General features: G+C 73.0%; 22 protein-coding genes. 15 read left to right on the forward strand and 7 right to left on the reverse strand.

Going from position 1 to position 23,297, the window contains the following annotated elements; all coding sequences use genetic code 11:
* Window positions 1-59 precede the first annotated feature (59 nt).
* Window positions 60-710 (forward strand): hypothetical protein, encoded by a 651-nt coding sequence (locus tag ACF08F_RS02390; protein ID WP_392296617.1) that lies wholly within the window; start codon window positions 60-62, stop codon window positions 708-710.
* A gap of 98 nt (window positions 711-808) precedes the next feature.
* Here ACF08F_RS02390 and ACF08F_RS02395 read toward each other — a convergent pair whose 3' ends face one another.
* Complete coding sequence (locus ACF08F_RS02395) at window positions 809-1,549, reverse strand: SLATT domain-containing protein (protein WP_392296618.1); 741 nt, start codon at window positions 1,547-1,549, stop codon at window positions 809-811.
* Between the two features lie 252 nt (window positions 1,550-1,801).
* Between ACF08F_RS02395 and ACF08F_RS02400 the strand changes: the two genes are divergently transcribed.
* The 9 genes from ACF08F_RS02400 to ACF08F_RS02440 all read left to right on the forward strand — a co-directional run bounded on the left by ACF08F_RS02400 (window position 1,802) and on the right by ACF08F_RS02440 (window position 11,172).
* Window positions 1,802-2,137 carry a YbaB/EbfC family nucleoid-associated protein gene (locus ACF08F_RS02400; protein WP_392296619.1) on the forward strand — a complete coding sequence of 112 codons (336 nt, stop codon included), beginning with the start codon at window positions 1,802-1,804 and terminating at the stop codon, window positions 2,135-2,137.
* 80 nt (window positions 2,138-2,217) lie between these two features.
* The gene (gene recR, locus ACF08F_RS02405; protein WP_392296620.1) at window positions 2,218-2,817 is read left to right on the forward strand and encodes a recombination mediator RecR; all 600 of its coding nucleotides are present in this window, start codon (window positions 2,218-2,220) and stop codon (window positions 2,815-2,817) included.
* A 44-nt stretch (window positions 2,818-2,861) separates the two neighbouring features.
* Window positions 2,862-3,521 (forward strand): DUF5063 domain-containing protein, encoded by a 660-nt coding sequence (locus ACF08F_RS02410; RefSeq protein ID WP_392296621.1) that lies wholly within the window; start codon window positions 2,862-2,864, stop codon window positions 3,519-3,521.
* A gap of 36 nt (window positions 3,522-3,557) precedes the next feature.
* Entirely contained in the window at window positions 3,558-5,567 is a 2,010-nt protein-coding gene (locus tag ACF08F_RS02415; RefSeq protein ID WP_392296622.1) for a tetratricopeptide repeat protein, read from the forward strand.
* A 37-nt stretch (window positions 5,568-5,604) separates the two neighbouring features.
* Window positions 5,605-6,048 carry a hypothetical protein gene (locus ACF08F_RS02420; protein ID WP_392296623.1) on the forward strand — a complete coding sequence of 148 codons (444 nt, stop codon included), beginning with the start codon at window positions 5,605-5,607 and terminating at the stop codon, window positions 6,046-6,048.
* Window positions 6,049-6,308: 260 nt separating this feature from the next.
* On the forward strand, window positions 6,309-7,580 hold the full coding sequence (locus ACF08F_RS02425) for an aspartate kinase (RefSeq protein ID WP_392296624.1): 1,272 nt from the start codon (window positions 6,309-6,311) through the stop codon (window positions 7,578-7,580).
* A complete protein-coding gene (locus tag ACF08F_RS02430; protein ID WP_392296625.1) occupies window positions 7,577-8,653 on the forward strand; it encodes an aspartate-semialdehyde dehydrogenase in 1,077 nt (358 codons plus the stop codon). The genes ACF08F_RS02425 and ACF08F_RS02430 overlap by 4 nt, the downstream gene beginning before the upstream one ends.
* A gap of 255 nt (window positions 8,654-8,908) precedes the next feature.
* The gene (locus ACF08F_RS02435; RefSeq protein WP_392296626.1) at window positions 8,909-9,637 is read left to right on the forward strand and encodes a SigE family RNA polymerase sigma factor; all 729 of its coding nucleotides are present in this window, start codon (window positions 8,909-8,911) and stop codon (window positions 9,635-9,637) included.
* A complete protein-coding gene (locus ACF08F_RS02440; protein WP_392296627.1) occupies window positions 9,634-11,172 on the forward strand; it encodes a hypothetical protein in 1,539 nt (512 codons plus the stop codon). Before ACF08F_RS02435 ends, ACF08F_RS02440 begins: the two co-directional genes overlap by 4 nt.
* Window positions 11,173-11,269: 97 nt before the next feature.
* On the opposite strand, the gene ACF08F_RS02445 is transcribed toward ACF08F_RS02440, so the two are convergent.
* Both ACF08F_RS02445 and ACF08F_RS02450 read right to left on the reverse strand, forming a co-directional pair.
* Window positions 11,270-12,010, reverse strand: coding sequence for an SURF1 family protein (locus ACF08F_RS02445; RefSeq protein WP_392296628.1), 741 nt, complete (start codon window positions 12,008-12,010; stop codon window positions 11,270-11,272).
* Between the two features lie 64 nt (window positions 12,011-12,074).
* Window positions 12,075-13,913, reverse strand: a complete 1,839-nt coding sequence (locus ACF08F_RS02450; RefSeq protein WP_392296629.1) for a prolyl oligopeptidase family serine peptidase — start codon at window positions 13,911-13,913, stop codon at window positions 12,075-12,077.
* A 62-nt stretch (window positions 13,914-13,975) separates the two neighbouring features.
* On the opposite strand from ACF08F_RS02450, the gene ACF08F_RS02455 reads away from it, so the two are divergent.
* Window positions 13,976-14,806: a class I SAM-dependent methyltransferase gene (locus tag ACF08F_RS02455; RefSeq protein WP_392296630.1), complete on the forward strand. Its 831-nt coding sequence runs from the start codon at window positions 13,976-13,978 to the stop codon at window positions 14,804-14,806.
* 27 nt (window positions 14,807-14,833) lie between these two features.
* On the opposite strand, the gene ACF08F_RS02460 is transcribed toward ACF08F_RS02455, so the two are convergent.
* A complete protein-coding gene (locus ACF08F_RS02460) occupies window positions 14,834-15,124 on the reverse strand; it encodes a DUF6191 domain-containing protein (protein ID WP_392296631.1) in 291 nt (96 codons plus the stop codon).
* 77 nt (window positions 15,125-15,201) lie between these two features.
* Window positions 15,202-16,233: an Lrp/AsnC family transcriptional regulator gene (locus ACF08F_RS02465; protein WP_392296632.1), complete on the reverse strand. Its 1,032-nt coding sequence runs from the start codon at window positions 16,231-16,233 to the stop codon at window positions 15,202-15,204.
* 176 nt (window positions 16,234-16,409) lie between these two features.
* On the opposite strand from ACF08F_RS02465, the gene ACF08F_RS02470 reads away from it, so the two are divergent.
* Together ACF08F_RS02470 and ACF08F_RS02475 are read left to right on the forward strand one after the other, a co-directional pair.
* Window positions 16,410-17,906 (forward strand): tetratricopeptide repeat protein, encoded by a 1,497-nt coding sequence (locus tag ACF08F_RS02470; RefSeq protein WP_392296633.1) that lies wholly within the window; start codon window positions 16,410-16,412, stop codon window positions 17,904-17,906.
* Between the two features lie 50 nt (window positions 17,907-17,956).
* Complete coding sequence (locus tag ACF08F_RS02475) at window positions 17,957-18,964, forward strand: YdcF family protein (RefSeq protein WP_392296634.1); 1,008 nt, start codon at window positions 17,957-17,959, stop codon at window positions 18,962-18,964.
* A gap of 49 nt (window positions 18,965-19,013) precedes the next feature.
* On the opposite strand, the gene ACF08F_RS02480 is transcribed toward ACF08F_RS02475, so the two are convergent.
* Window positions 19,014-20,855, reverse strand: a complete 1,842-nt coding sequence (locus ACF08F_RS02480) for an alkyl/aryl-sulfatase (protein WP_392296635.1) — start codon at window positions 20,853-20,855, stop codon at window positions 19,014-19,016.
* 173 nt (window positions 20,856-21,028) lie between these two features.
* Between ACF08F_RS02480 and ACF08F_RS02485 the strand changes: the two genes are divergently transcribed.
* Window positions 21,029-21,310: a hypothetical protein gene (locus ACF08F_RS02485; protein WP_392296636.1), complete on the forward strand. Its 282-nt coding sequence runs from the start codon at window positions 21,029-21,031 to the stop codon at window positions 21,308-21,310.
* Window positions 21,311-21,372: 62 nt separating this feature from the next.
* Here the strand turns inward: ACF08F_RS02485 and ACF08F_RS02490 are convergent, their stop codons facing one another.
* On the reverse strand, window positions 21,373-22,512 hold the full coding sequence (locus ACF08F_RS02490; protein ID WP_392296637.1) for a protein kinase: 1,140 nt from the start codon (window positions 22,510-22,512) through the stop codon (window positions 21,373-21,375).
* A gap of 146 nt (window positions 22,513-22,658) precedes the next feature.
* Here ACF08F_RS02490 and ACF08F_RS02495 point away from each other — a divergent pair, with 146 nt between their 5' ends.
* Window positions 22,659-23,267, forward strand: coding sequence for a gamma carbonic anhydrase family protein (locus ACF08F_RS02495; protein WP_392296638.1), 609 nt, complete (start codon window positions 22,659-22,661; stop codon window positions 23,265-23,267).
* Window positions 23,268-23,297: the final 30 nt, after the last annotated feature.

Raw genomic sequence — 23,297 nt, forward strand, 5'->3', positions numbered from 1 at the left:
GTCGTCGGCGCCGCCGACTACCCTGGCCGTCCCTGCAACCGACGGAGAGCGAGCCTCCCTTGGCCTGTGACCTGTGGCTGGTCCCCCTTGTCGACCTGCTGTGCCACAGCCCCGACAACCCCTTCGCCGAAGAGATAGCGGCCTACGACGCCGTGCTGACCGCGTCCGGCCTGCCGACCGTGCCCGTCTACGCGTACATGCCGGGTCTCTCCGGCGACGTCGCCCCGGTCGCCGGCTTCGACTACGAGGCCCTGCACTTCCTGCGCCGCGCGTACCTGCTCCAGGTGTGCGGGCTGCCGGTCGAGCCGGTCGGCGAGCTCGGCGGGGACTACGAGCAGCTCCTGGAGATGTTCGAGGCGACCGCCCAGCAGTCGCACCTGGTCTGGCACTACGACCACGCGGGCTCGTACGTGCCCGTCGACTTCCCGGCGCCGCTCTCCAACGACGAGCTCCTGGAAGGCGGCGGCCCGCTCGGCTCCTCGTACGGACTCCTGCGCGAGCTGGAGTTCGTGGCGCCCTCGATCGGCATCGACCCGATGAACCCGCCGGCGCTGCCCGTGCCGCCGGAGCGGCCGACCTCCCTGGAGGAGCCGGCCGGCCCGGTCCCGTACGACGGCAGCCCCTTCGCGCGGGAGCGGCACGTGTGGCTGGGGCTGCACGCGGCGGCGACCAGGAGCCTCGCACAGGGCTCGATGATCATCCTGAGCTGAGCGCCCCGGGGGACCCGGCGGCCGTCCTCGGAGGCTCAGCGCCCCCCCGGAGTGCTCCAGAAGGCCTCCGGAAGCCCTCCAGTGGCCCCTCCGGAGGCTCAGCGGGCCTCCGGGGGCCGCTGGCGCGGCATGTTCGGGCGGGTGCCCGGCGGCATCGGGAAGCGGCCCGACGGGTGGGGGATCTCCGCGCGCGTGGGCCCCGCGCCCACCGACTGGAGCATCAGCGGCGCCGGGCCCGAGCGGAACTCGACCATCCAGTCCGCGGTCTCCGCCCGTACGAGCTCCGTCACGTCCTCCGAGAAGCGGCGCAGCACGCCCAGACATCGCTCGGCGGCCTCGCTGGCCGTGCCCTCCGTGGGGCCCAGGACCTCGCGGACGCTCTCCGAGGCCCAGTCGAACTGCAGGGCCTGGAGACGGCGCTGCACGGCCTGTGCCGTCGCCACGTCCCTCATCCAGCCGGACGTCAGCCCGAAGTACCGGTCGCAGGCCAGGCAGGCCGCGCCGATCAGCAGCGACAGATAGCCCCAGCCGGCCGCGCCCTCGGCCGCCCCGGTCAGGTCGAGCAGCGGCAGCGCGGCGCCCGCGATCACGCCGGCGGCGGTGCCGAGCCGCAGGATCCGGGCGCCGCGGCGCTTCCAGACGCGGTCGGAGAGGTACCACTCCGCCGTGCGCAGGGCATGGGACTCGACCCAGCGGTACAGCTCGTCGAGCCGCTCGGCGGGCTCGCCCCAGTCGCCCAGGGGGAAGGGCGCGCCGGTGAGGTCGCGGTCCGGCCGCTCGGTGACTTCCCGGTTCTCCCCGGACTGACCCGGTGGCTGCATGTCCGGCTGCTGGCTCACCGGGGGACTCCTCTGTTCAGCTCAGCGCGCGTGTCCTTCTGTGACGTGCGGTGCACGTGGTGCCTGCCCTTCCTACCGCCGAATGGTGGGCGATGGGCCCGGAATCCCGGGATTTCCGCCCGCAAGAGGGTGTTGATCAGGTAGAGAAGCCCGCAGTTTCTCACCCGAAAGAGTGATGGAGGCAGGGCGGGCGGCGAGCACGTAGGCTCGTGCGTACCCGACATTCGGACGTATCGAACCTCAGGAGTGCCCGTGATTCCCGGTGGTGGCCAGCCCAATATGCAGCAGCTTCTCCAGCAGGCCCAGAAGATGCAGCAGGACCTCGCCCGCGCGCAGGCGGAGCTCGCCGCGACCGAGGTGGACGGCCAGGCGGGCGGTGGCCTGGTCAAGGCGACCGTCACCGGCTCCGGCGAGCTGCGCGCCCTGGCGATCGACCCCAAGGCCGTCGACCCGGAGGACACGGAGACGCTGGCGGACCTGATCGTGGCGGCCGTGCACGCGGCGAACGAGAACGCGCAGCAGCTCCAGCAGGCGAAGCTGGGCCCGCTGGCGCAGGGCATGGGCGGCATGCCGGGCCTGGGCTTCTGACCCGTAATCCCCGTACACCTTCAAAGGTGCACTTCCAGCCACTACCGTAAGAATCAAGCACCCCCGAGAAGGGCGTTCCGTTGTACGAAGGCGTGGTTCAGGACCTCATCGACGAACTGGGCAGGCTGCCCGGCGTCGGTCCCAAGAGCGCGCAGCGGATCGCCTTCCACATCCTCCAGGCGGAGCCCACGGATGTCCGGCGGCTGGCGCACGCGCTCCTGGAGGTCAAGGAGAAGGTCAGGTTCTGCACGGTCTGCGGCAACGTGGCACAGCAGGAGCAGTGCAACATCTGCCGGGACCCGCGGCGCGACCTGACGGTCATCTGCGTGGTCGAGGAGCCGAAGGACGTCGTGGCGATCGAGCGGACGCGCGAGTTCCGGGGGCGGTACCACGTCCTCGGCGGCGCGATCAGCCCGATCGAGGGCGTCGGCCCGGACGACCTGCGCATCCGGGAGCTCCTCGCACGGCTCGCGGACGGCGCGGTCACCGAGCTGATCCTCGCCACCGACCCGAACCTGGAGGGCGAGGCCACCGCGACGTACCTGGCGCGGATGATCAAGCCCATGGGGCTGAAGGTGACCCGACTCGCGAGCGGGCTCCCGGTCGGCGGCGACCTGGAGTACGCCGACGAGGTGACCCTCGGCCGTGCCTTCGAGGGGCGGCGACTGCTAGATGTATGACGAGGACCGAGCCCACGCAGGTGCGCCCCGAGGAAGGCTGCTCGATGTCTGACGCCACGCTTCACTCCGTCACGCAGGACCCCGACGACTTCGCGGTCCAGATCGCCGACTCGATCGAGAGCTTCATCGTCGCGACCACCGAGGTCGCGAAGGGCGACGAGCCCGACAGCGCGGTCCCGTTCATGCTCCTGGAGATCTCGCAGCTGCTGCTCGCGGGCGGGCGGCTCGGCGCGCACGAGGACATCGTCCCCGACGAGCGGTACGAGCCGGACACGGGCCCGGAGCCGGACGTGGACGACCTCCGCGAGCGGTTCGCGGTCATGCTGGACCCGGTCGACGTGTTCTCCGAGGTCTTCGACCCGTACGAGCCGCGCAAGGCCCCGGTGCCGGCGCGGATCTCCGACAACCTCGCCGACATCGTCACCGACCTCCGGCACGGCCTGGCCCACTACCGCGCGGGCCGCACCAGCGAGGCGCTCTGGTGGTGGCAGTTCTCCTACTTCTCCAACTGGGGACCCACCGCCTCGGCCACCCTCCGCGCCCTCCAGTCCCTGGTCGCCCACGTCCGTCTCGACCAGCCCCTGGCCGAGCTGGACGGCCTCGACACGGACGAGGACCTGACGGAGGACGACCTCGCGGAGGAGGCGGGCCGCGTGATGCTGCAGGAGATCGCGGCGCCGCTGGGCCTGCGGGCCAAGAAGTAGCGGACCGCTCCCACTGCCCCCTGTCATCATGGGCCGATGACTGGGGGAGCGGTACCAAGCAGTGCCGAGGCGTCCGGCGAGCGGGCGGTGGCGGCCGGCGGGACGATCGGAAGCGTCAACACGGGTGACTTCGTCACCCAGGTGGAGAAGGCGACGCTGCTGCCGCCGGAGGCACTCGCCATCACCCCGGCCGGACTGGTCCATCTCCCCGAGCGCACCCAGCTGTTCGTGGGCCGGGCCCGTGAACTGGCCCTGCTGGACGAGGGCGTGGGCGTCCAGGTCCTGTGCGGGCTCGGCGGCATCGGGAAGTCGACGCTGGCGGCGCGCTGGGCGGCGGACCGGGTGGCCGGCCACTCGGTCGTCTGGTGGATCACGGCCGAGACGCCCGCCGAACTCGACGCGGGCCTCGCCGGTCTGGCGCGGGCCATGCAGCCGGGCGTCGTGGGCGTCCTGCCCGAGGACGCGCTGCGCGAACGGGCGCTGCAGTGGCTGGCCACCCACGACGACTGGCTCCTCGTCCTCGACAACGTCTCCGCCCCCGCCGACCTCCGCCCCCTGCTGGCACGGGTCGGGGACGGCCGGATCGTGGTCACCTCCCGGCGCGCGAGCGGCTGGCAGGACGTGGCGCGGACGGTGGTCCTGGACGTCCTGAGCCCGGGGGAGGCGGCGGAGCTTTTCAGGGGGGTGTGCGCGGGGGCCGCCGAACAGGACGGCCTCGACGAGCTCTGCGCGGAGCTGGGATACCTGCCCCTCGCGTTGAAGCAGGCTTCGGCCTACTGCGCGGAGGCCGGCATCACCCCGCGCGCGTACCTGGGGCTGCTCGCCGAGTACCCCGGTGAGATGTTCGCGGCGACTGCGGAGGGGGGCGAGGCGGCGCGGACGCTCGCGCGGGTGTGGCAGGTGACGCTGGAGCGGCTGCGGGACACGCCGCTGGCCGTTTCCGTGCTTCAGGTCATCGCGTGGTGGGCGCCGGAGGACATTCCGAGGCGGTTCCTCGATCCGCTGGGGACGCCCCTGGAGGTGACCGAGGCGGTACGACGCCTGGCCGCGCACAGCATGATCACGCTCGGGGGCGGGATGCTGAGCGTTCACCGCCTGGTGCAGGCGGTGGTCAGGGCGGATCAGTCGGAGGCGACGAACCGGGCGCGCGGGAGCGCTTCGGCGTTGCTGCTCCTGAGTCTCCCCGAGGGGAAGGCCCTCGGGGACCGGCACGTGGCGGTGCACGCGGAGGCGCTGGCCGGGCTCACCGACCCGGGGGACGACGACCAGGTGGCGGCCGAAGTGTTCCTCCAGGCGGCTACCTTCCTGGGCACGGTGACGGCGTTCGGTCGGTCCCAGTGGCTCGGCGAGCGGGCACTGCAGGCCATGCGCAGGCTCCACGGCCCGGACCACACACGCACGATGGACGCCGCGCAGGTCCTCGCCATCGCGGCGGGTATGACGGGCAGCGGAACGTGGGTGCCCGCGGAGCTTCTGTCGGAAGGCCTCGCGAGCCGGCTGAGCGTCTTCGGACCCGATCATCCAGGGACGTTGTCGACCCGTAGGTACCTGGCGCGCGCACTGCTGGCGAGCGAGCCGGAGCGGGCGGAGGAGCTGCTCCGGGAGAACGTGGCGCACACCCATCGTGTTCTGGGACCGAGGCATTCGGAGTCCATCCGGGCCCGGTACGACCTGATCCTGGGGTCGGACGTGGCAGCGCGGGACGTGGCCGAGCTGGAGAAGCTCTGCGCCGATGCCGAGAAGGCGTCGCCCGAGGACCCCGCCCTGTGCGGGACGATCAAGCGGACGCTGGTTCTGCGGCTCTCTGCCGCCGGAGAGACGGAGCGCGCGCTCGCCCTCGCGGAGGAGGCTGCCGAGGAATCCCTCCGGGTGCACGGCGACGCGGACACGCGCACCTTCATCTCCCGCCTGCTCTTGGTGCACGCTCTGACGCAGAGCGGCCGGGTGGAACAAGCCCGTCTGCTGGGACGCGCGGTGCTGGAGGAGTGTCTGCGGACGGTCGGAGAAGGCGAACTGGCGCGCCTGGTGAGGATGACCGTGCGGTAGTCCCGCCGGGGCGTCTTCGCGCTGCCATCATGAACACATGGCAGCGCAGACAAGCGGACGCTCAAAGAGGGTGCTCCGGACCGGTGTTGGCGTCGGTGTCCTCGGGATCGGCGCACTGATCGCCGTCGCGGTCACCGACCTCGGGAAGGCCGACCAGCTCGCGAGCGTCATCGGTGCCGTCCTGGCAGCCGTCGGCCTCGGGCTCTCCCTCTGGGGGCAGTTCGGGAGCGGCGCGGCACCCGCTCCCGCCCCGCCGTCCCCCGCCGCCCCGACCATCACCGCCTCCGGTACCGGTGCCGTCGCCGTCGGCGGGAGCATCGGGTCCGCGGCGACGGGCAGTGGCACGACACCGGCTCCGGCCCCCGCACCCACGACACCGCCCGCCCCCGCGCGGCCCGCCCCCGGGTCCGTCACCGCCTCCGGTGACCGGTCCGTCGCGGCGGGCGGGGACATCGGGACGGTGTCCACGGGCGACGCGTGAGCGGGGGCGTATCCGCCTCGGGGGACCGGCCCCTCGGGACCAGCACCCCTGCACGCTTCTCTCGTCGAAGGGACCCGCTCGTCGAAGGGTCCCGCTCGTCGAAGGGTCCCGCTCGTCGAAGGGACCCGCGGAGCTGTCCGAGTGATCACCCCTCGATCACCGCATCTCACCATTCGATATCACCCTGGTGTTTTTCGGTCCCTCGTTAGACTGAGCCGATCGCAGCGCCGGCTGCGGCACACACTGAGCGAGGAGCGCACGTGGGCCTTGTCGTGCAGAAGTACGGAGGCTCCTCCGTTGCCGATGCCGAAGGCATCAAGCGCGTCGCCAAGCGGATCGTGGACGCCAAGAAGAACGGCCACCAGGTGGTCGTCGTGGTTTCCGCGATGGGCGACACGACGGACGAGCTGATCGATCTCGCCGAGCAGGTATCCCCGATCCCTGCCGGGCGGGAGTTCGACATGCTGCTGACCGCCGGAGAGCGGATCTCCATGGCCCTGCTGGCCATGGCGATCAAAAACCTGGGCCACGAGGCCCAGTCGTTCACGGGCAGCCAGGCAGGTGTCATCACCGACTCGGTCCACAACAAAGCGCGCATCATCGATGTCACGCCGGGCCGGATCCGCACCGCCCTCGACGAGGGCAACATCGCCATCGTCGCCGGCTTCCAGGGCGTGTCCCAGGACAAGAAGGACATCACCACCCTGGGCCGTGGCGGCTCCGACACGACCGCCGTGGCGCTGGCCGCCGCGCTCGACGCCGAGGTCTGTGAGATCTACACGGACGTCGACGGCGTGTTCACGGCCGACCCGCGCGTCGTGAAGAAGGCGAAGAAGATCGACTGGATCTCCTTCGAGGACATGCTGGAGCTCGCCGCCTCCGGCTCCAAGGTGCTGCTGCACCGGTGCGTCGAGTACGCGCGCCGCTACAACATCCCGATCCACGTCCGCTCGTCCTTCTCGGGGCTGCAGGGCACGTGGGTCAGCAACGAACCGCAAGGAGCCCAGAAGGTGGAGCAGGCCATCATCTCGGGTGTCGCCCACGACACCTCCGAGGCGAAGATCACCGTTGTCGGCGTGCCGGACAAGCCGGGTGAGGCCGCGGCCATCTTCCGCGCCGTCGCGGACGCCGAGATCAACATCGACATGATCGTGCAGAACGTGTCCGCCGCCTCCACCGGTCTGACGGACATCTCCTTCACCCTCCCCAAGGCCGAGGGCCGCAAGGCCATCGACGAGCTGGAGAAGGCGAAGAGCGCGATCGGCTTCGACTCGCTCCGCTACGACGACCAGATCGGCAAGATCTCCCTGGTCGGCGCCGGTATGAAGACGAACCCGGGCGTCACCGCGGACTTCTTCAAGGCGCTCTCCGACGCGGGCGTGAACATCGAGCTCATCTCGACGTCCGAGATCCGCATCTCGGTCGTCACCCGCGCCGACGACGTCAACGAGGCCGTGCGCGCCGTCCACACCGCCTTCGGTCTGGACAGCGACTCGGACGAGGCCGTCGTCTATGGAGGCACCGGCCGATGACGCCGAAGCCGACGCTCGCGGTCGTCGGTGCGACCGGAGCCGTCGGCTCGGTGATGCTCCAGCTGCTCACGCACCATGCGGACGTCTGGGGCGAGATACGCCTGCTCGACACCCCGGGGGCGGCCGGCTCCAAGGCCGCCGTCCGGGGGGTGGAGTGCGAGGTCCTCACGCTCGACGAGGACTCCGAGGAGTCCCTGGACGGCGTCGACCTGGCGCTCTTCCTCGTGTCCGAGGAGGTCGCCGCCCGGTGGGCGCCCGTCGCCGCCGCCAAGGGCGCGGTCGTCGTGGACACCTCCGCGGCCTTCCGGGGCGACGCGGACGTGCCGCTCGTCGTCCCCGAGGTCAACGCGCACGCCGCCCGGGTACGCCCCCGGGGCATCGTCGCGAGCCCCGGCTGCACCACCCTCGCCCTGATCGCCGCCGTGGGCGCCCTGCACGCCGAGTTCGGGGTCGCCGAACTGGTCGTCACCGCCCAGCAGGCGGCGAGCGGCCCCGGCGCCGGGCAGCCGGGCGTCGACGCGCTCCGCGCACAGCTGGGCCTGGTGGCCGGCGGCGGGGAGCTCGGCACGCAGCCCGGCGACGTCCGCCGGGCCGTCGGCGAGGACACCGGACCCTTCCCCGGGCCGCTCGCGCTCAACGTCCTGCCCTGGTCGGGCACGGCCGGCGAGGACGGCGCCTCCTCGGAGGAGGAGCGCGTCCGGGACGAGACCCGCAGGATCCTCGGACTGCCCGCGCTGCGGATCGCCGCGACCTGTCTGCGCGTCCCCGTCGTCAGCGGCCACTCCGTCTCCGTCCACGCGCGCTTCGAACACCCCGTCACGGTCGGGCGCGCGCACGAGGTCCTGGCGACCTCACCGGGGGTCGTGCTGTACGACGATCCCGCGGCGGGTGACTTCCCCACCCCGGCCGACGTCGTCGGCACCGACCCCGCCTGGGTCGGGCGGGTGCGGCGCTCGATGGACGACGAGCGTGCCCTCGACTTCTTCGTCTGCGCCGACAACCTCCGCAAGGGCGCCGCGCTCAACGCGCTGCAGATCGCGGAATCGGTTGTCACGGATTTGTGGGATCTGTGAAGGCGCTGTGAGCAAAAAGGCGTCAGATACCTCTTGAACTGCGGTGATTCCGTGTTCGACGATGCTGTTCACCCGTGTTGCAACCACGAGTTGAGCGGGGCGCGTCTCTGCGTTCACTCACCATCGTGTGGCGCGGAGCACGCTGCGAAAGCGGGGCATCGGGGGAGAACGGTTACGCATGAGGACAAACGGGTCACCGTCGATTTCGGTGGCGAACGCGTACAACCCTGGCGGGGGGAGGCGTGTCCAACAGGCGTGGCAGAGGTACTCGACATCGCGACCATCGCTCCGCTGCGCGGCGCGGGCACAGCGGTGCTCCCCGTGCGGAGCGCCGCCGTCATCCCCGTACGCGGCTCCGCGGTCCGTCCGTTCGGACGTCCGCGCGGGCTCGGCGGGATGCCGGTGATCGCCCCCGTGCCCACCGGATCCCGCATGAGAGCGGTGGACGGCATCCCGTCCCCCCGCACGAGCTCTGAAGGGGACATGGCCGCCGGCACCACCGTCGACCACCTGACCGAGACCTACCGCGCCCACTACCGGTCGCTGCTCGGCCTCGCGGCGCTTCTCCTCGACGACACGGCCTCCTGCGAGGACGTCGTCCAGGAGGCCTTCATCCGCGTCCACTCGGCCCGCAAGCGCGTCCGCGAGCCCGAGAAGACCCTCGCCTACCTGCGCCAGACCGTCGTGAACCTCTCCCGGTCCGCGCTGCGCCGCCGCATCCTCGGCCTCAAGCTGCTGTCCAAGCCGATGCCGGACATGGCCAGCGCGGAGGAGGGGGCGTACGACCAGCTGGAGCGCGACGACCTCATCAAGGCGATGAAGGGCCTTCAGCGGCGGCAGCGCGAGGTGCTCGTGCTGCGGTACTTCGCGGACATGACCGAGGCCCAGGTCGCCGAGACGCTCGGGATATCGCTGGGATCGGTGAAGGCGTACGGTTCGCGGGGCATCGCGGCGCTGCGCGTCGCGATGGAGGCGAACGCATGAGCCACGAGAAGGACGAGCCCCGCGCCGAGCGCGACGCCCGCGACGCCGACGCGGTCGAGCGTGCCGCCCGTGACGCCGACGCGGTCGAGCGGGACACCGGTGACGCCGACGTGGTCGAGCGGGACACCGGTGACGCCGACGCGGTCGAGCGGGACACCGGTGACGCCGACGCGGTCGAGCGTGCTGCCCGTGACGCCGACGCGGTCGAGCGTGCCGCCCGTGACGCCGACGCGGTCGAGCGGGACGCCCTCGATGCCGAGCGCGATGCCCGTGCTGTCGGGCGTGACGCCCATGGCGTGCGTGACGCCCGTGACGAACGTGACGACCTGAGTGGACGACGGATGCTGAACATCGAGCCCGATTCCGAGCCTGGTTCGGAATCCGATCCGGAGCCCGACCCAGGCACGGACCCGAAGTCCGGCGGCGGTCCCGGAGGCGAGCTCGGGGACGAGCTCGCGCTGCGGCGGCTGCTCCAGGGCGCGGTCGCGGGCCTGGAGCCCACCGCCGGGTCCCTTGACCACCTGCGCCGTGCCGTGCCCGCGCGGCGCGCCCGCAAGCGGCAGGCCGTCGTCGGCGCCGCCGCTGCCGCCGTCCTCATCGGAACGGCCGTGCCCGCCTTCGTCCACGTCGCCGGCTCGGGCGGGATCACCGCCGCCAACCCCGTGAACGCGGGCCACGGCCAGGACGCCCAGGGCGGCACCGGGGCGGAGACGGGCGTCGAGGGCGGGAAGACCTCCCAGTCGCCGGCCTCCCACGTCTCCCCCAGCCAGGGCGCGGTCGACGGGGCCACGGGCAAGCCGCAGCAGCCGGGAAGCGGCACGAGCACCCAGGGGCCGCAGATCACGCAGGACCCGGTCCCCGGCGACTCGCCGAAGTGCGAGCCCGGCCAGCTCGGCGTCAGCTCGACCCAGACGAGCGGCCCCGACGGCTCGGGAAGCGTGTACGGCACGTTCCGCGTCGCCAACGTCTCCGGGAAGAGCTGCGTCGTCGACGGCAGCGGCATCGTCAGCTTCGAGGCCAGGGGCGCCGCCGACCCGAGCCGGATCTCGGTCGTCCGGCACACCGCCGGCGACGGCAGCGGGCTTCCCGATCCGGCGCAGGAGGCCACCGTGCTCCTCCTGAAGCCCAGCGGCTCCTACGAGGTGCGGTTCGCCTGGCTGCCGAGCGAGACCTGCCCGACGACCGGGGGCACCCCGACGACCGAGCCGACCCCGACGGCGCCGACGACCGAGCCGACCCCGACCGAGCCGACCCCCACGGTGCCGCCGACGACGGTCCCGCCGACGACGGCGCCCCCGACGACCGAGCCGGCCACCCAGGACCCCGGCGGGGGCACGGGCGGCACGGACACCGGGACCGGTACGGAGGCGGAGGGCGGCGTCGCGCCGCAGCTCCTCCGGGCGGACGGCGGGCCGGCGGACGGCAGCGTCTCGGTCAGCCACACGGCGGAGCCGGGCGGCCCCGTCGCCGTGGCGACCGTCCCGAACGCCTGCGCGGGCACGATCTACCGCACCGGCATCCTCGCCGGCCCCTGAGCGGAGCCCGCGGCGACAGACGGGAAAGGGCCCGGAGGACGGATCGCCGTCCTCCGGGCCCTTTCCCGTGCCTGCTCGTACCGGCCGGCCTACGGGCCTACAGGCCCAGTGCCGCGTCCCGCGAGGCCTCCGCCTCACGGCGCACCAGGCGGAACCACATGAAGAGCACGAAGCCGGCGAAGACGAACCACTCCGCCGTGTAGCCGAGGTTCTGGAAGGCCTTCACGTCCAGGCTCGTCCCCGCGGCGGCCGCCGCCGGGACCGGCGTGAGACCGGCGGGGGAGTCGGCGAGGGTGATCCAGGCGTCGTAGACGTCGTCGGTGACCACGTTCACCAGGGCCGCCGCGCTGATCATGCCGAGCTGGCCCTCGGGCAGGCCGCCCGCCGCGTGGGCGCCCTTCGTCCCGGGGTTCTCCGAGGCCTGGAGCGCGCCCACCACCGTGACCTCGCCGGACGGCGGGGCCGGGGCCTTCGCGCCCGTGGGGAGCCAGCCCCGGACCACCGGCAGCGACTGGCCGCCGTCCGTCCGCAGCAGCGTCAGGACGTACGAGCCGGTCCTGCCGTCCAGGTCGCGGTCCGGGACGAGGAACTGGTCGCCGAACCGGCCGCGCGCCTCGGCGGACCGCCCCGAGGTCTCCTTGTCGACCGGCAGGAGCGTGTCCAGCGGGGCCGCCTTCAGCGAGCTCGCGGCGGGCCGCTGCTCGGCCTCCTGATGGGAGTCGACGCGATCCTCGAACTTGCCCAGCTGCCAGGTCCCCATGAACACGCAGAACGGGATCGCCAGCAGGACGAAGACGTTGATCCCCCACCAGCGGGGCGTTCTCAGGAACCGGTACACACCCCCACGGTACGCAAGCCGGCTCGGCTCCCCGACGGCCGGGTACCCGGGGGCGCCCTGTCGATCAGGCCGGGTTCGCGGCGTCCGGCGCGTCACCCCCCAGGTGCTTCGCGGCGAAGGCCAGGTCCAGGGCGACCTGCTTGATCCGCTCCTCCACGACCAGCGAGCCGTGGCCCGCGTCGTACCGGTACACCTCGTGGACCGCGCCCCGGGCCGCGAGCCGGTCCACGTAGTTGTCGATCTGCCGGATCGGGCAGCGCGGGTCGTTGACCCCGGCCGAGATGTGGACCGGCGCCTTCACCGCGTCCACGTACGTCAGCGGCGAGGAGGCCGCGTACCGCTCGGGCACCTCCTCGGGCGAGCCGCCCAGCAGGGTCCGGTCCAGCGCCTTCAGGGCCTCCATCTCGTCCTCGTACGCCGTGACGTAGTCCGCGACCGGGACCGCCGCGAGACCGACCGCCCAGGCGTCCGGCCGCGTCCCCAGCCCGAGGAGCGTCAGGTAGCCGCCCCACGAGCCGCCGGAGAGGACCAGGCGCGCCGGGTCGGCGAGGCCGCTCGACACCGCCCACTCGCGGACCGCCTCGACGTCCTCCAGCTCGATCAGACCGACCCGGTGCTTGAGCGCGTCCGTCCACTCCCGGCCGTACCCCGTCGAGCCCCGGTAGTTGACCCTCACCACCGCGTAGCCGTGGTCCACCCAGGCCGCCGGGCCCGAGGCGAAGGCGTCGCTGTCGTGCCAGGCGGGCCCGCCGTGCACCTCGAAGACCGTGGGGAACGGCCCCTCGCCCTCCGGCGGGCGCTGCACGAGGGCGTGGACCCGGCCGCCGGGCCCGTCCACCCACACGTCCTCCACCGGCACCGAGGGCGGCGCCTTGGGGCCGGGAGGGTCGAGGACGATCCCGCCGTCCGTGGAGCGCACCACCGGCGGCTCGGCCGCCGACGACCACAGGTACTCGACGCTGCCGTCGGGCCGGGCCGTCGCGCTCGACACCGAACCGGCCGGGGTCTCCACCCGCACCAGGGCGCGCGTGGCGATCTCGTACCGGAAGAGCTCGCTGCGGGCCTCGAAGCTGTGCACGATCAGCAGCCCGGAGCCGTCCGGGTACCACTCGGCCGACACGTCGCCCGGCAGGTCGAGCCGCAGGTCGGTCTCGGTGCCCGCCGCCACGTCCCAGAGCATCGGCTCCCAGCGGCCGCGCCGCTGGTGCCCGACGAGCAGCCGGGAGTCCCCCGCCAGCGGCGCGAAGCCGAGGACCGCGAGTCCGAGCTCCTCCGTGCCGCCCTTGGTGTCGTCGAGCTCGGCCAGCACGCTCGCGTCGGCCGCGCGCAGCACGCGCAGCGCCGAGTGCATCGCGTCCCCGTGCTCGGTGTGCTCGATCGCGATCAGCGAGCCGTCGTGCGAGAGGTCGCCGACCCCGGCCGACTCCCGGTGCCGGTAGATCTCGACCGGGGCGTCGGCCCCCGGGCGTACGAGATGGACCGTCGAGCCGTCCTCGTCCGTGGAGCGGCCGACCACCAGCGTGCCGTCCCGGCCGATGGCCAGGCCGCCCGGGTAGGAGGCGTCGAGCCCCGGCACGGCGGGCTCGTCCGCGCCGCCCGCGAAGGGCTGGCGCATCCACACCCCGAACTCGTCCCCGTCGGTGTCCGCGAACCACCAGATCCACGCGCCGTCGGGGGAGAGCGTCCCGTCCGTCGTGCCGTTCGGCCGGTCCGTGACCTGCCGCTGCCCGCCGCTCGCCCGGTCCCAGGCGTACAGCTCGTACGTCCCCGTGGCGTTGGAGACGAACAGCGAGCGGTCCGGGGCCTCCTCGGCCCACTCGGGCAGGGAGACGCGCGGCGCGCGGAACCGCTGCTCCCACGCCGGGATCCGGTTGAAGTCCTTGCTCTCAGTCATGACACCCATGATGCGCCGCGCGGCCGACAATCCGGTCGCGTCGTCCGCAAGCTGTGGATAACCTCGCCGACATGTACTCCCCGACCCCTGAGGACTGGCGCGAGGCGAATCGCGCGCGCTGGGACGAGCGCGTCCCGATCCACGCCTCCAGCGACTTCTACGACCTCGACTCCTTCCGGGCGGGCAAGGAGGCCCTGCGGGACTTCGAGCTCGCGGAGGTCGGTGACGTCACCGGACGCTCCCTGCTCCACCTCCAGTGCCACATCGGCCTGGACACGCTCTCCTGGGCGCGCCACGGCGCGGCGCACGTCGTCGGCCTGGACTTCTCCGAGCCGGCCGTCGACACGGCCCGCTCGCTCGCCGCCGACCTCGGCTTCGCGCAGGACCGGGCGGCCTTCGTCGCCGCCGACGTGTACGAGGCCGCCGAGGCCGTCCCGGACAGCGCGTACGACATCGTCTACACCGGTGGCGGGGCGCTGAACTGGCTGCCGGACATCGAGCGCTGGGCGGAGACCGCCGCCTCCCTCGTCACCCCGGGCGGCTTCCTCTACGTGGCCGAGTTCCATCCGCTGACCGACTCGCTCGACGACGAGACCGGCACCCGGATCGTGAACGACTACTTCATCCGCGAGCCGTGGGTGGACAGCTCCCCGGGGACGTACGCGGACCTCGACGCCGACACCGTCCACAACCGCAGCGTGGAGTGGGTGCACCCGGTCGGCGAGGTCGTCACGGCGATCGCGAGGGCGGGCCTGAGGATCGAGTTCCTGCACGAGCACGACGCCTCGCTGTACCCGCGCTACGGCGCGCTCCAGCGGCACGAGGACGGCTACTACCGCTTCCCGGCGGACCGCCCCCGGATCCCGCTGATGTACTCGATCAAGGCGTCCCGCCCGGCGTAGGGCGACGCCGCCTTCAGGACCGGGCGATCAGGAGCGGGCGATCCGGATGACGGCGCGCCCGCCCTTCAGGTCCACCGTCGAGTGGTGCGGCGGGGCGCCGTCCTCCTCGTCGTCGCGCATCACGAGGGCGCTCTGACGCTCCTTGAGCTCGTTCTGCTTGCCCGGCGAGAACGTCGCGTGGAGCTGCTCGAAGCCCGTGGAGGAGACCTGGCCGGTGCGCTTGCCGCGCCCGGTCGCGCGCAGCAGCTGGTCGGCGAAGGCGACCACGGTCAGCAGGATGACGAGGCCGGGCAGCGTCACGAACACGGCGAACTCCATGGCCCCATGAGACCACGCGCGCCCGTGCGGCGGAACGGGCCGACCGGCCTCCGGCCTCAGACCACCCGCCTCCGGCCTCAGATCGTCACGTCGGGCCGTATGTGGTGCGTGCGCCGGCCGTCCGGGCCGAGGACCTGCGCCCCGATCTTGTGTGTGCGCAGCGCGACCTGGGTGCCGGTGATCCGCAGCGTGGGGGCGGCCCGGACGAGCGTCGCCGTCACCTCGTGCAGCTCCTCGACCGTACGGAGCCACATCGCGAGCGCCAGGTTGTGCGGCCCCGTCACCGAGGTGATCAGCAGGGTGCTGCGCAGCCGGGTCAGCGCCGAGACCGTCGAGGACACCTCCAGGGGCGGGACGTCGGCCGTGACCAGCGCCCACACCGGCCGGCCGGAGAACCTCGGGGCCGGCAGGCAGTGCTGGTGCAGCGCGCCGGAGGCCATGAGGGCGTCGAGCCTGCGCCGTACGGTCGACTCGCTCGTACCGCACTGCCGGGCCAGTTCGGCGGCGCTGCGGCGGGCGTCCCCGGCCAGTTCCGCGACCAGCTCGCGGTCGAGGTCGGTGAGGGGCGTCCTGGGCCGGCCGGCCGGGCGGGGGCGCCGGTCGCCGCCCGTGACCTCCGCGAGGAGCCGGACCTGCCCGGGGGCGAGGTGTTCGATCCGGGACCGGTACGGGCGGTTGTGCAGCCGGGTGACGACCTGCGTACGGGAGCGGAGCACTCCGGTCAGGCGGCGCACCCGCCCCGCGAGGTAGGCGTCGAGGGCGTGGAGGTCCGGGGAGACCACGAGCAGCAGCAGGTCGGCCTCGCCGGTGACCTGGTGGACGCCGAGGGTGTACGGGTCGTTCGTGAGCTCGGTCGCGGTGGCCTCGGCCGTACCCGCGGCGCATTCCAGCTCGACCCAGGCGTACAGCGTGGAGTCCCCGCCGCGGGCGACGATCAGCGAACTCCACGCCCACCCGCCCGAGGTGAGGTGGTCCCAGCGTCGGGCGAGCGTGTCCGGGCTCGACCCCAGCACCGCCGAGAGCTGCGTCCAGCTGGCGCGCGGAGCGAGCTGCAGTGCGTGGATCAAGGACAGATCCGGCTCTCCGAGGACGGATTCCCCGGTATGCATGTGCCTCCTTGGCCGATACCTGGGAAACCGTGGGTGTGGGCACCAGGGCGCCCCAGGATGTGGACTGGGGCATATGCATTCAAGCCGCATCGGCGATTGTTCGCCATGAGGGTCGGCATAAGTCGCAGACATGACAGGATCAGGCCGGGACATAACGGGACAAGGTGGTACGGGGGATGGGATCCATGGGGCACCTGGGGAATCCGGAAGACCCGCGGAACACGGGAACCACACGGGGGAATCCCGAGATCGCACGCCTGCCCGAGATCGCGCGCCTGCCAGGGAGCACGGCGGAGCCGCCCGAGGCGGAGCTGCTCTGGGGCGAGCCGGTGAGCCCCGGCCAACTGGCCGCCGCCGAGCAGGGCTACGAGCGCTGCAACGCCGCCGAGCGCCTCCTCTGGGAACGGCTCTCCGTCTTCGAGGGCGCCTTCGGCCGGGAGGCCGTCCAGGAGGTCTGCGCCTCCGGCACCCTGCCCGCCGGGGACGTCCAGGCGGTGCTCGACCGGCTCGCCCCCTTCGCGCTCCTCCCCGTCGACGACCTCTTCGACGGCGAGGACGGCGCGCCCCGCTTCTGGATGCCGCAGCCGATGCGGGCCGTCGGCGCCCGGCACCTCACCGCACGCGGCGACCGCTGGGCCGTCCTCCTGCACCACCGGAGGTGGTGCGTGAAGCTGGCCCGGCAGGCCGCCGACTGGTGGCAGAGCGGCCGCCAGATCGACGCCCGGAACCTCGCCCTGCGGGAACTCCCCGACCTGGCCGCCGCCATGGACCCGACGACCGCCCCGCTCTCGCCGAGCGCCGAGGCCGACACGTCCGTCGAGATCGCGGTCTCCCTGTGGTTCCTCTGGGTGGCCTGCGGACGGGTCGCCGAGGGCCGCACCCGGCTGCGGCACGCCCTCTCCCTGCACTCCGGCCCGCCGCCCGCCCGCGCCCTCTGGCTCGCCGCCTACCTGGAGCTGGAGTCCGGCCGCCCCGAGGACGCCGACCCGCTGCTCGTCCAGGCCTGGGCCGCGGCCGTACGGGACGGGGACGACCGCTGCCTCGGCATGCTGGCCCATCTGCGCGGCGCGACGGCCCTCTTCCAGGGGCGCGCGCGGGAGGCGGCGGCCGAGTTCCGGGAGGCGCTCGCCCTCATGGAGGAGCACCCGGAGTTCGGGCCCAGCCGGGAGCTGTGCTGGGTCGCGCTCGCCCTGACCCTCAGCCGGACCGACCCGGAGGCCGCCCAGGAGGCCCTGGACCAGGCGGTCCTCGACACCTCGGCCCGGCGGGCCTGGACGGGGCGCGACCTGTGGGCCGACGCCTGGGCCCACCACGCGCGCGCCGAACTCCTCGCCTGGGACGGGGAGCGGGAGCGGGCCGCCGAGCACGCCCGGCGCGCGCTCCGCGCCCACCTGTTCCTCGGGACGGCCGTCGGGGCGGCCTGCGCGGCCGAACTCCTCGCCCAGATGCGGGTCATGGTCGGCCGGACGACCTCCGCCGCCCATCTCCTCGGTGCGGCGGACCTCTTGAGGGCCTCGGCCTTCGAGGAGACGTACCGCCCCGCGGAGTACTGCGCGACCTCGCGCGACCGCAGCGAGGCGCTCCTGCGCGGGCGGCTCGACGCCCGCGAACTGCGCCGGGCCTACGAAGAGGGCGCCCGTCTGGGCCTGTTCGCCCTGGCGGGCGAGGAGTAGGAGCACCGGTACGCCGACCGCGTGTCAGCGGCGATGTCTACGATGTCGAAATGATCGCCTTCGTCGTGGCCGCCGTCTTCCTGCTGCTCTTCGGAGCCGGTGTGCTGCGCGACCGGCGCCGCTTCGGCAATGCCGTGTACCTCGGCCTGGCCGTCACCTTCCTCGGTCTCGGCCTCCTCGCGGAGATCGACGCCGCCCCGCCCGGCGTCGCCGAGACCGTGATGATCCTGGTGCTGCTCGTGCTGGGCCTCGGCCCGTTCGTGCTCGCCGTGCTGCTCTGCATGAACGGCGTGAAGATGGTCCGCAAGGAGGGCAGACGCCCGGCGAACCTGCTCTCGCTCCTCGCGGGCCTCGGCATCTTCGGGGTGATGGGCCTGATGGCGGCGGCCGTCGCCACCCACTCGCGGGCCGTGGGCCTGATCGCCGTCACCACCCTGCTCGTCCTCGGCTACGTCTCGTTCCTGTTCCTCTGCTTCGTCGGGTACGCCTTCCTGTACGGCCGGATGAGGCTCCGCCGCGACGCCGACTACGTCGTGGTCCTCGGCTCCGGGCTGATCGGCGGCCGCCGGGTGCCGCCGCTCCTCGCGAGCCGGCTGGACCGGGGCCGACAGGTGTACGAGACGCTGGCCGCGCGCGGCGGGGACGCGCCGGTCCTCATCACCTCGGGCGGCCGGGGCCCCGACGAGGAGGTGCCCGAGTCCCACGCGATGGCCGACTACCTCGTCGAGCGCGGCTTCCCGGCCGGGGCGGTCGTGCGCGAGGACCGCTCACGCACGACCGAGGAGAACATGCTGTTCAGCAAGGAGCTCATGGACCGGGACCGGCCCGGCTCCTCCTGCGTGATCGTCACCAACAACTTCCACGCCTTCCGGGCCGCCCTGATGGCCCGGCGCGCGGGGGTGGACGGCCAGGTCGTCGGCTCGCCCACCGCCGCCTACTTCTGGCCGTCGGCGACCATGCGCGAGTTCGTCGCCGTCTTCCTCCAGTACAAGGTGGTGAACCTCGGGATCTGCGCGGCGCTGATCCTGCTCGGCGTCGTGGCCTGGTTCGTCCGCTGACCCCCCGGCGCGCGCCCGGCCCGGTGCGCCCCGCGGGCCCCGTGGCCGCTCACGGCGTGACGATCGGGAACTGGGGGTCGGGCGTCGTCACGTACGACAGGAGCCGTGTGAGCAGGGCCGGGTCGCCCTCCACGCCGACCCCGAGCTCCTGGAGGTCCTGGCCGGCCAGCAGACCGAGGAGCTGGGCCTTGGCCAGCGTGAGCGTGAGCCCGGCGGGGGTCCGGGGCGGGCCCGTGACCACCCGCTGGGTGAGGGCGCCGTTGTGCAGGGTGAGCCGGTGGCGCGTCCCCGCGCCCGTGGGGCCGTCCAGCACGAGCAGGTCGACGGTCAGGTCGTCCCGCCAGGCGCGCGGCCCGTCGATCCGTACGGCGACCGAGTCGACGAGCATGGGGACGGTGAGGGCCTTCGCCAGCTCGGGGTTCGTGGTGTCGAGGTCCGTCTTCACGACGCCCTCGCGGAGCTCCAGGGCCGACGTCAGGTAGAAGTTGCGCCAGGGGCCGTTCTCGGAGCCGTACCCCAGCCGGTCGTAGACCGAGGCCAGGGCCTCCTTCGCCTCGATGTTCCCCGGCTCCGCGAAGACCAGGTGGTTGAGCAGGGTCGCCGCGAACCGCAGGTCGTCCGCGTCGACGTACTCGCGGGCCTTGACGAGCATCTCGGCGGGGCCGCCGGCCAGGGCCACGTACCGCTTCGCGGACTCGACCGGCGGATGCTCCCAGAGGTGGGCCGCGTTCCCGTCGAACCAGCCCAGGTAGCGCTGGTAGACGGCCTTGCTGTTGTGGCTGAGCGAGCCGTAGTAGCCGCGCGCGTGCCAGGACGTGGCCAGGCCGGGCGGCAGCTCGATCCGCTCGGCGATCTCCGGGCCGGTGAGGCCCTCGTTGAGCAGTCGTAGCGACTGGTCGTGCAGATACGCGTAGAGGTCCCGCTGCCCGGTCAGGAACTCCACCACGTCGTCGTGGCCCCAGGTGGGCCAGTGGTGGGAGGCGAAGCCGACGTCGTACTGCCCGTGGAAGAGCTCGACCGCCTCGTCGAGGTACGCGGCCCACACGCGCGCGTCGCGGACGACCGCCCCGCGCAGGGTCAGGACGTTGTGCAGGTTGTGCGTGGCGTTCTCGGCCAGGCACAGGGCCCGCAGGTCCGGGAAGAGGAAGTTCATCTCGGCCGGGGCCTCGGTGCCCGGCGTCAGCTGGAAGACCATCCGCACGCCGTCGACCGTCTCCTCCTGACCGGTCGCGGTGACGTCCACGGTCGGCTCGATGAGGCTGACGGTGCCGAGGGAGGTGGTCTGGCCGAGCCCCGCGCCGATCTGCGCGTCCGGGGCCTTCGGCAGGTTCGCCCCGTACATGAAGGTCGCGCGGCGGGTCATCGCGTTGCCCGCGTACACGTTCTCGCTGACCGCGTGCTCCAGGAAGCCGACGGGCGCGATGACCGGCACGCCCTCCTCGGCACCGTGCGGCAGGACCCCGCGGGCGCCGCCGAAGTGGTCGGCGTGCGAATGGGTGTAGATCAGGCCGGTGACGGGCCGGTCGCCGCGGTGCTCCCGGTAGAGCGCGAGCGCGGCGGCGGCGGTCTCCGTGGAGATCAGCGGGTCGATGACGACGATCCCGCGCTCGCCCTCGACGACCGTCATGTTCGACAGGTCGAGCCCCCGCACCTGGTACACGCCCTCGGTGACCTTGTAGAGGCCCTGGCGCGAGCAGAGCTGGGCCTGGCGCCACAGGCTGGGGTGCGCGGTGTCGGGGCACTCCGCCTTGAGGAAGTCGTAGACGTCGCCGTCCCAGACGGTCCGGCCGTCGGCGGCCGTCACGGCACCGGGGACCAGGGCGCCGATGAAGCCCCTGTCCGCGTTCTCGAAGTCGGTGGTGTCCTCGAAGGAGGGCAGGGTGTCACTCATGGACGAGGTGCTCCGTTCCGCGCGGGCGCTGATCGGCCTTCCGGTCCATCTGAACACCGGGCCTCCACGACCGCACTCCGGAGCGGGCGGGGGGCGGCGGAGACCGGCGGAGAGTGGCGGGAAGCGGGCGGGGGAGCCCCTCCGTACCTACTCTTGAGGTACGGAGGTGACCCATGAGCCGACGCCACCACTTCCACACCGACTACCTCGGGCACTCGGTCTCCGTGACCGTCCAGACCGGGCACACGTCCGTCGTCGAGGTGCTCGTCGACGGCAAGGAGACCGGGCACGCCACGACGAAGGACGACCGGCCGGTCACCGTCCCGATCGAGCTGCCGACCGACCCGCCGACCGCCGTGTCCGTGCGGGCGACACCCGGGCCCGGTGTACCGCGCTGCCTGCTGCTGGCGACGGCGGACGGGGAGCCGCACGTGATGGCGCCGAGGCTGTACTGACGGGTGCCCCGGTGCTCCGGTCCCCGGAGCACCGGGACCCCGGCACCGGGGGCCCCGGCCGCTCAGGACAGCCAGGCCATGCCGATCACCAGGAACACGACGAAGGCGATGGCCCCGGCGACGGCGGCCGTCTTACGGGGACGGCGCCGGGACAGCTCGGCGAGCCCGCCGCTGCCGCCGCTGCCCCCGCTCCGGCCCGCGGGCTGGCGCCGCCGGGAGGGGGGTGGGGCCTGGTGGACGGGCTGCGGCACCCGATGAGCGGGTGGGGGCGCCTGGTGGACGGGCTGGGCGTGCGGCGCCTGGCGGACGGGTGGCGGGGGCTGGTGGACCGGCTGGGAGTGCGGGGCGTGGTGGACCGGCTGGGAGTGCGGGGCCTGATGACCGGGCTGGGGGTGCGGGGCCTGGTGGACGGGCTGCGGGTAGCCGCGCCAGGCGCCCGACGAGAACCAGTCCGCGATCGCCTGGGCCGAGGGCCGCTGCTCGGGCTGCTTCGCCAGCAGGCTGAGCAGGTACGTCTCGAAGACGGGCGGCAGCGCCACCCCCAGGCGGCCGGGCGGCACCGGCGGGGTGTCGATGTGCTGGTAGAGCAGGGCCGTGGCGGTGTCCGCGCGGAACGGCGGCTGACCGGTGAGCAGTTGGTAGAGCACGCACCCGAGCGAGTACACGTCGGACGCGGAGGAGGCGGGCTGCCCCAGCGCCCGCTCGGGCGCGAGGTAGAGGCCGGTGCCGACGATCTGGCCGGTCGTGGTGAGCGCCGCCGAGGGGTCGTCGACGAACCGCGCGATGCCGAAGTCGGCCAGCTTCACCGTGCCCTCGGAGTCGACGAGCAGGTTCCCGGGCTTGATGTCGCGGTGCACGACCCCCTGCCGGTGGGCGGCGGCGAGCCCGGCGGCGGCGTGGGCGGCGACGACGGCGACCCGTTCGGCGGGCAGGACCAGCGGATCGGACGGGCTGCCCGCGAGGCTGTCGCCCTCGACGAGCTCCATGACGAGGAACAGCTTCCCGTCCCACGTACCGAAGTCGAAGACGCCCACGACGTGCGGGTGGCTCAGCCGGGCGGCGGTCTGCGCCTCCAGCCGGAAGCGGTCGCCCGCGGACGGGTCGGTGCCGTGACCCAGCATCAGCTTCACGGCCACGGGCCGGCCGAGGACCTCGTCCGTGGCCTGCCACACCTCGCCCATGCCGCCCCGGCCGATACACACATGAAGCCGATATCGGTCCGCGACCAGCACCTGGACACCACCCTTTCGACGATCGATCAACTTGACGGAAGGGAACCAGCGTAGAGCCGCCGGAACACGCACTTCGCCGCGCGTCCCCTCAGCGCCCCGCCCGGCATGATGACGGGATGCTGATCGAACACGACGGCCAGGCGCCGACCGTCCATCCGACCGCGTACGTGGCCCCGACGGCGACGCTCTCCGGCGACGTGCGCGTCGGCGCGGGCTGCCGGATCCTCTTCGGAGCCGTACTGACCGCCGAGGGCGGCCCGGTGGAGCTCGGCGAGGGCTGCATCGTCATGGAGAACGCCGTCCTGCGCGGCACGGCCCGCGACCCCCTGACGCTCGGCCGGCAGGTCCTGGTCGGCCCCATGTCCTCCCTCGCCGGCTGCACGGTGGAGGACGAGGCCTTCCTCGCGACCGGCAGCAGGGTGTTCAACGGGGCGCGGATCGGGACGCGTTCGGAGGTCCGTATCAACGGGATCGTGCACCTGCGGACGGTCCTCCCCGCCGACTCGACCGTCCCGATCGGCTGGGTCGCGGTCGGCGACCCGGCGCGGATCCTCCCGCCGAACGACCACGGCGAGATCTGGAAGACGCAGAAGGCGCTGGACTTCCCCGGCTACGTCTTCGGCCTGGACCGCCCGGCGGAGGGGGAGAGCCTGATGCCGGGCGTCTCCGAACGCTACGGCCGCGCCCTCGCCCGCCACCGCGAGGACCGTGTCGTCGAGACGTGACGCGGGTGAACGGAAGGTGACGTCCGGCGG

It is taken from the genome of Streptomyces sp. NPDC015130 (assembly GCF_043080005.1).
Classification (GTDB): domain Bacteria; phylum Actinomycetota; class Actinomycetes; order Streptomycetales; family Streptomycetaceae; genus Streptomyces.

Bases quoted from the DNA above. Each gene is read 5' to 3' on its own strand.
- ACF08F_RS02410 (WP_392296621.1), top strand. From the start codon at position 2,862: ATGTCTGACGCCACGCTTCACTCCGTCACGCAGGACCCCGACGACTTC.
- ACF08F_RS02465 (WP_392296632.1), bottom strand. From the start codon at position 16,233: ATGCATACCGGGGAATCCGTCCTCGGAGAGCCGGATCTGTCCTTGATC.
- ACF08F_RS02440 (WP_392296627.1), top strand. From the start codon at position 9,634: ATGAGCCACGAGAAGGACGAGCCCCGCGCCGAGCGCGACGCCCGCGAC.
- ACF08F_RS02455 (WP_392296630.1), top strand. From the start codon at position 13,976: ATGTACTCCCCGACCCCTGAGGACTGGCGCGAGGCGAATCGCGCGCGC.
- ACF08F_RS02420 (WP_392296623.1), top strand. From the start codon at position 5,605: ATGGCAGCGCAGACAAGCGGACGCTCAAAGAGGGTGCTCCGGACCGGT.
- ACF08F_RS02475 (WP_392296634.1), top strand. From the start codon at position 17,957: ATGATCGCCTTCGTCGTGGCCGCCGTCTTCCTGCTGCTCTTCGGAGCC.
- ACF08F_RS02480 (WP_392296635.1), bottom strand. From the start codon at position 20,855: ATGAGTGACACCCTGCCCTCCTTCGAGGACACCACCGACTTCGAGAAC.
- ACF08F_RS02415 (WP_392296622.1), top strand. From the start codon at position 3,558: ATGACTGGGGGAGCGGTACCAAGCAGTGCCGAGGCGTCCGGCGAGCGG.
- ACF08F_RS02430 (WP_392296625.1), top strand. From the start codon at position 7,577: ATGACGCCGAAGCCGACGCTCGCGGTCGTCGGTGCGACCGGAGCCGTC.
- ACF08F_RS02495 (WP_392296638.1), top strand. From the start codon at position 22,659: ATGCTGATCGAACACGACGGCCAGGCGCCGACCGTCCATCCGACCGCG.
- ACF08F_RS02460 (WP_392296631.1), bottom strand. From the start codon at position 15,124: ATGGAGTTCGCCGTGTTCGTGACGCTGCCCGGCCTCGTCATCCTGCTG.
- ACF08F_RS02470 (WP_392296633.1), top strand. From the start codon at position 16,410: ATGGGATCCATGGGGCACCTGGGGAATCCGGAAGACCCGCGGAACACG.
- ACF08F_RS02485 (WP_392296636.1), top strand. From the start codon at position 21,029: ATGAGCCGACGCCACCACTTCCACACCGACTACCTCGGGCACTCGGTC.
- ACF08F_RS02450 (WP_392296629.1), bottom strand. From the start codon at position 13,913: ATGGGTGTCATGACTGAGAGCAAGGACTTCAACCGGATCCCGGCGTGG.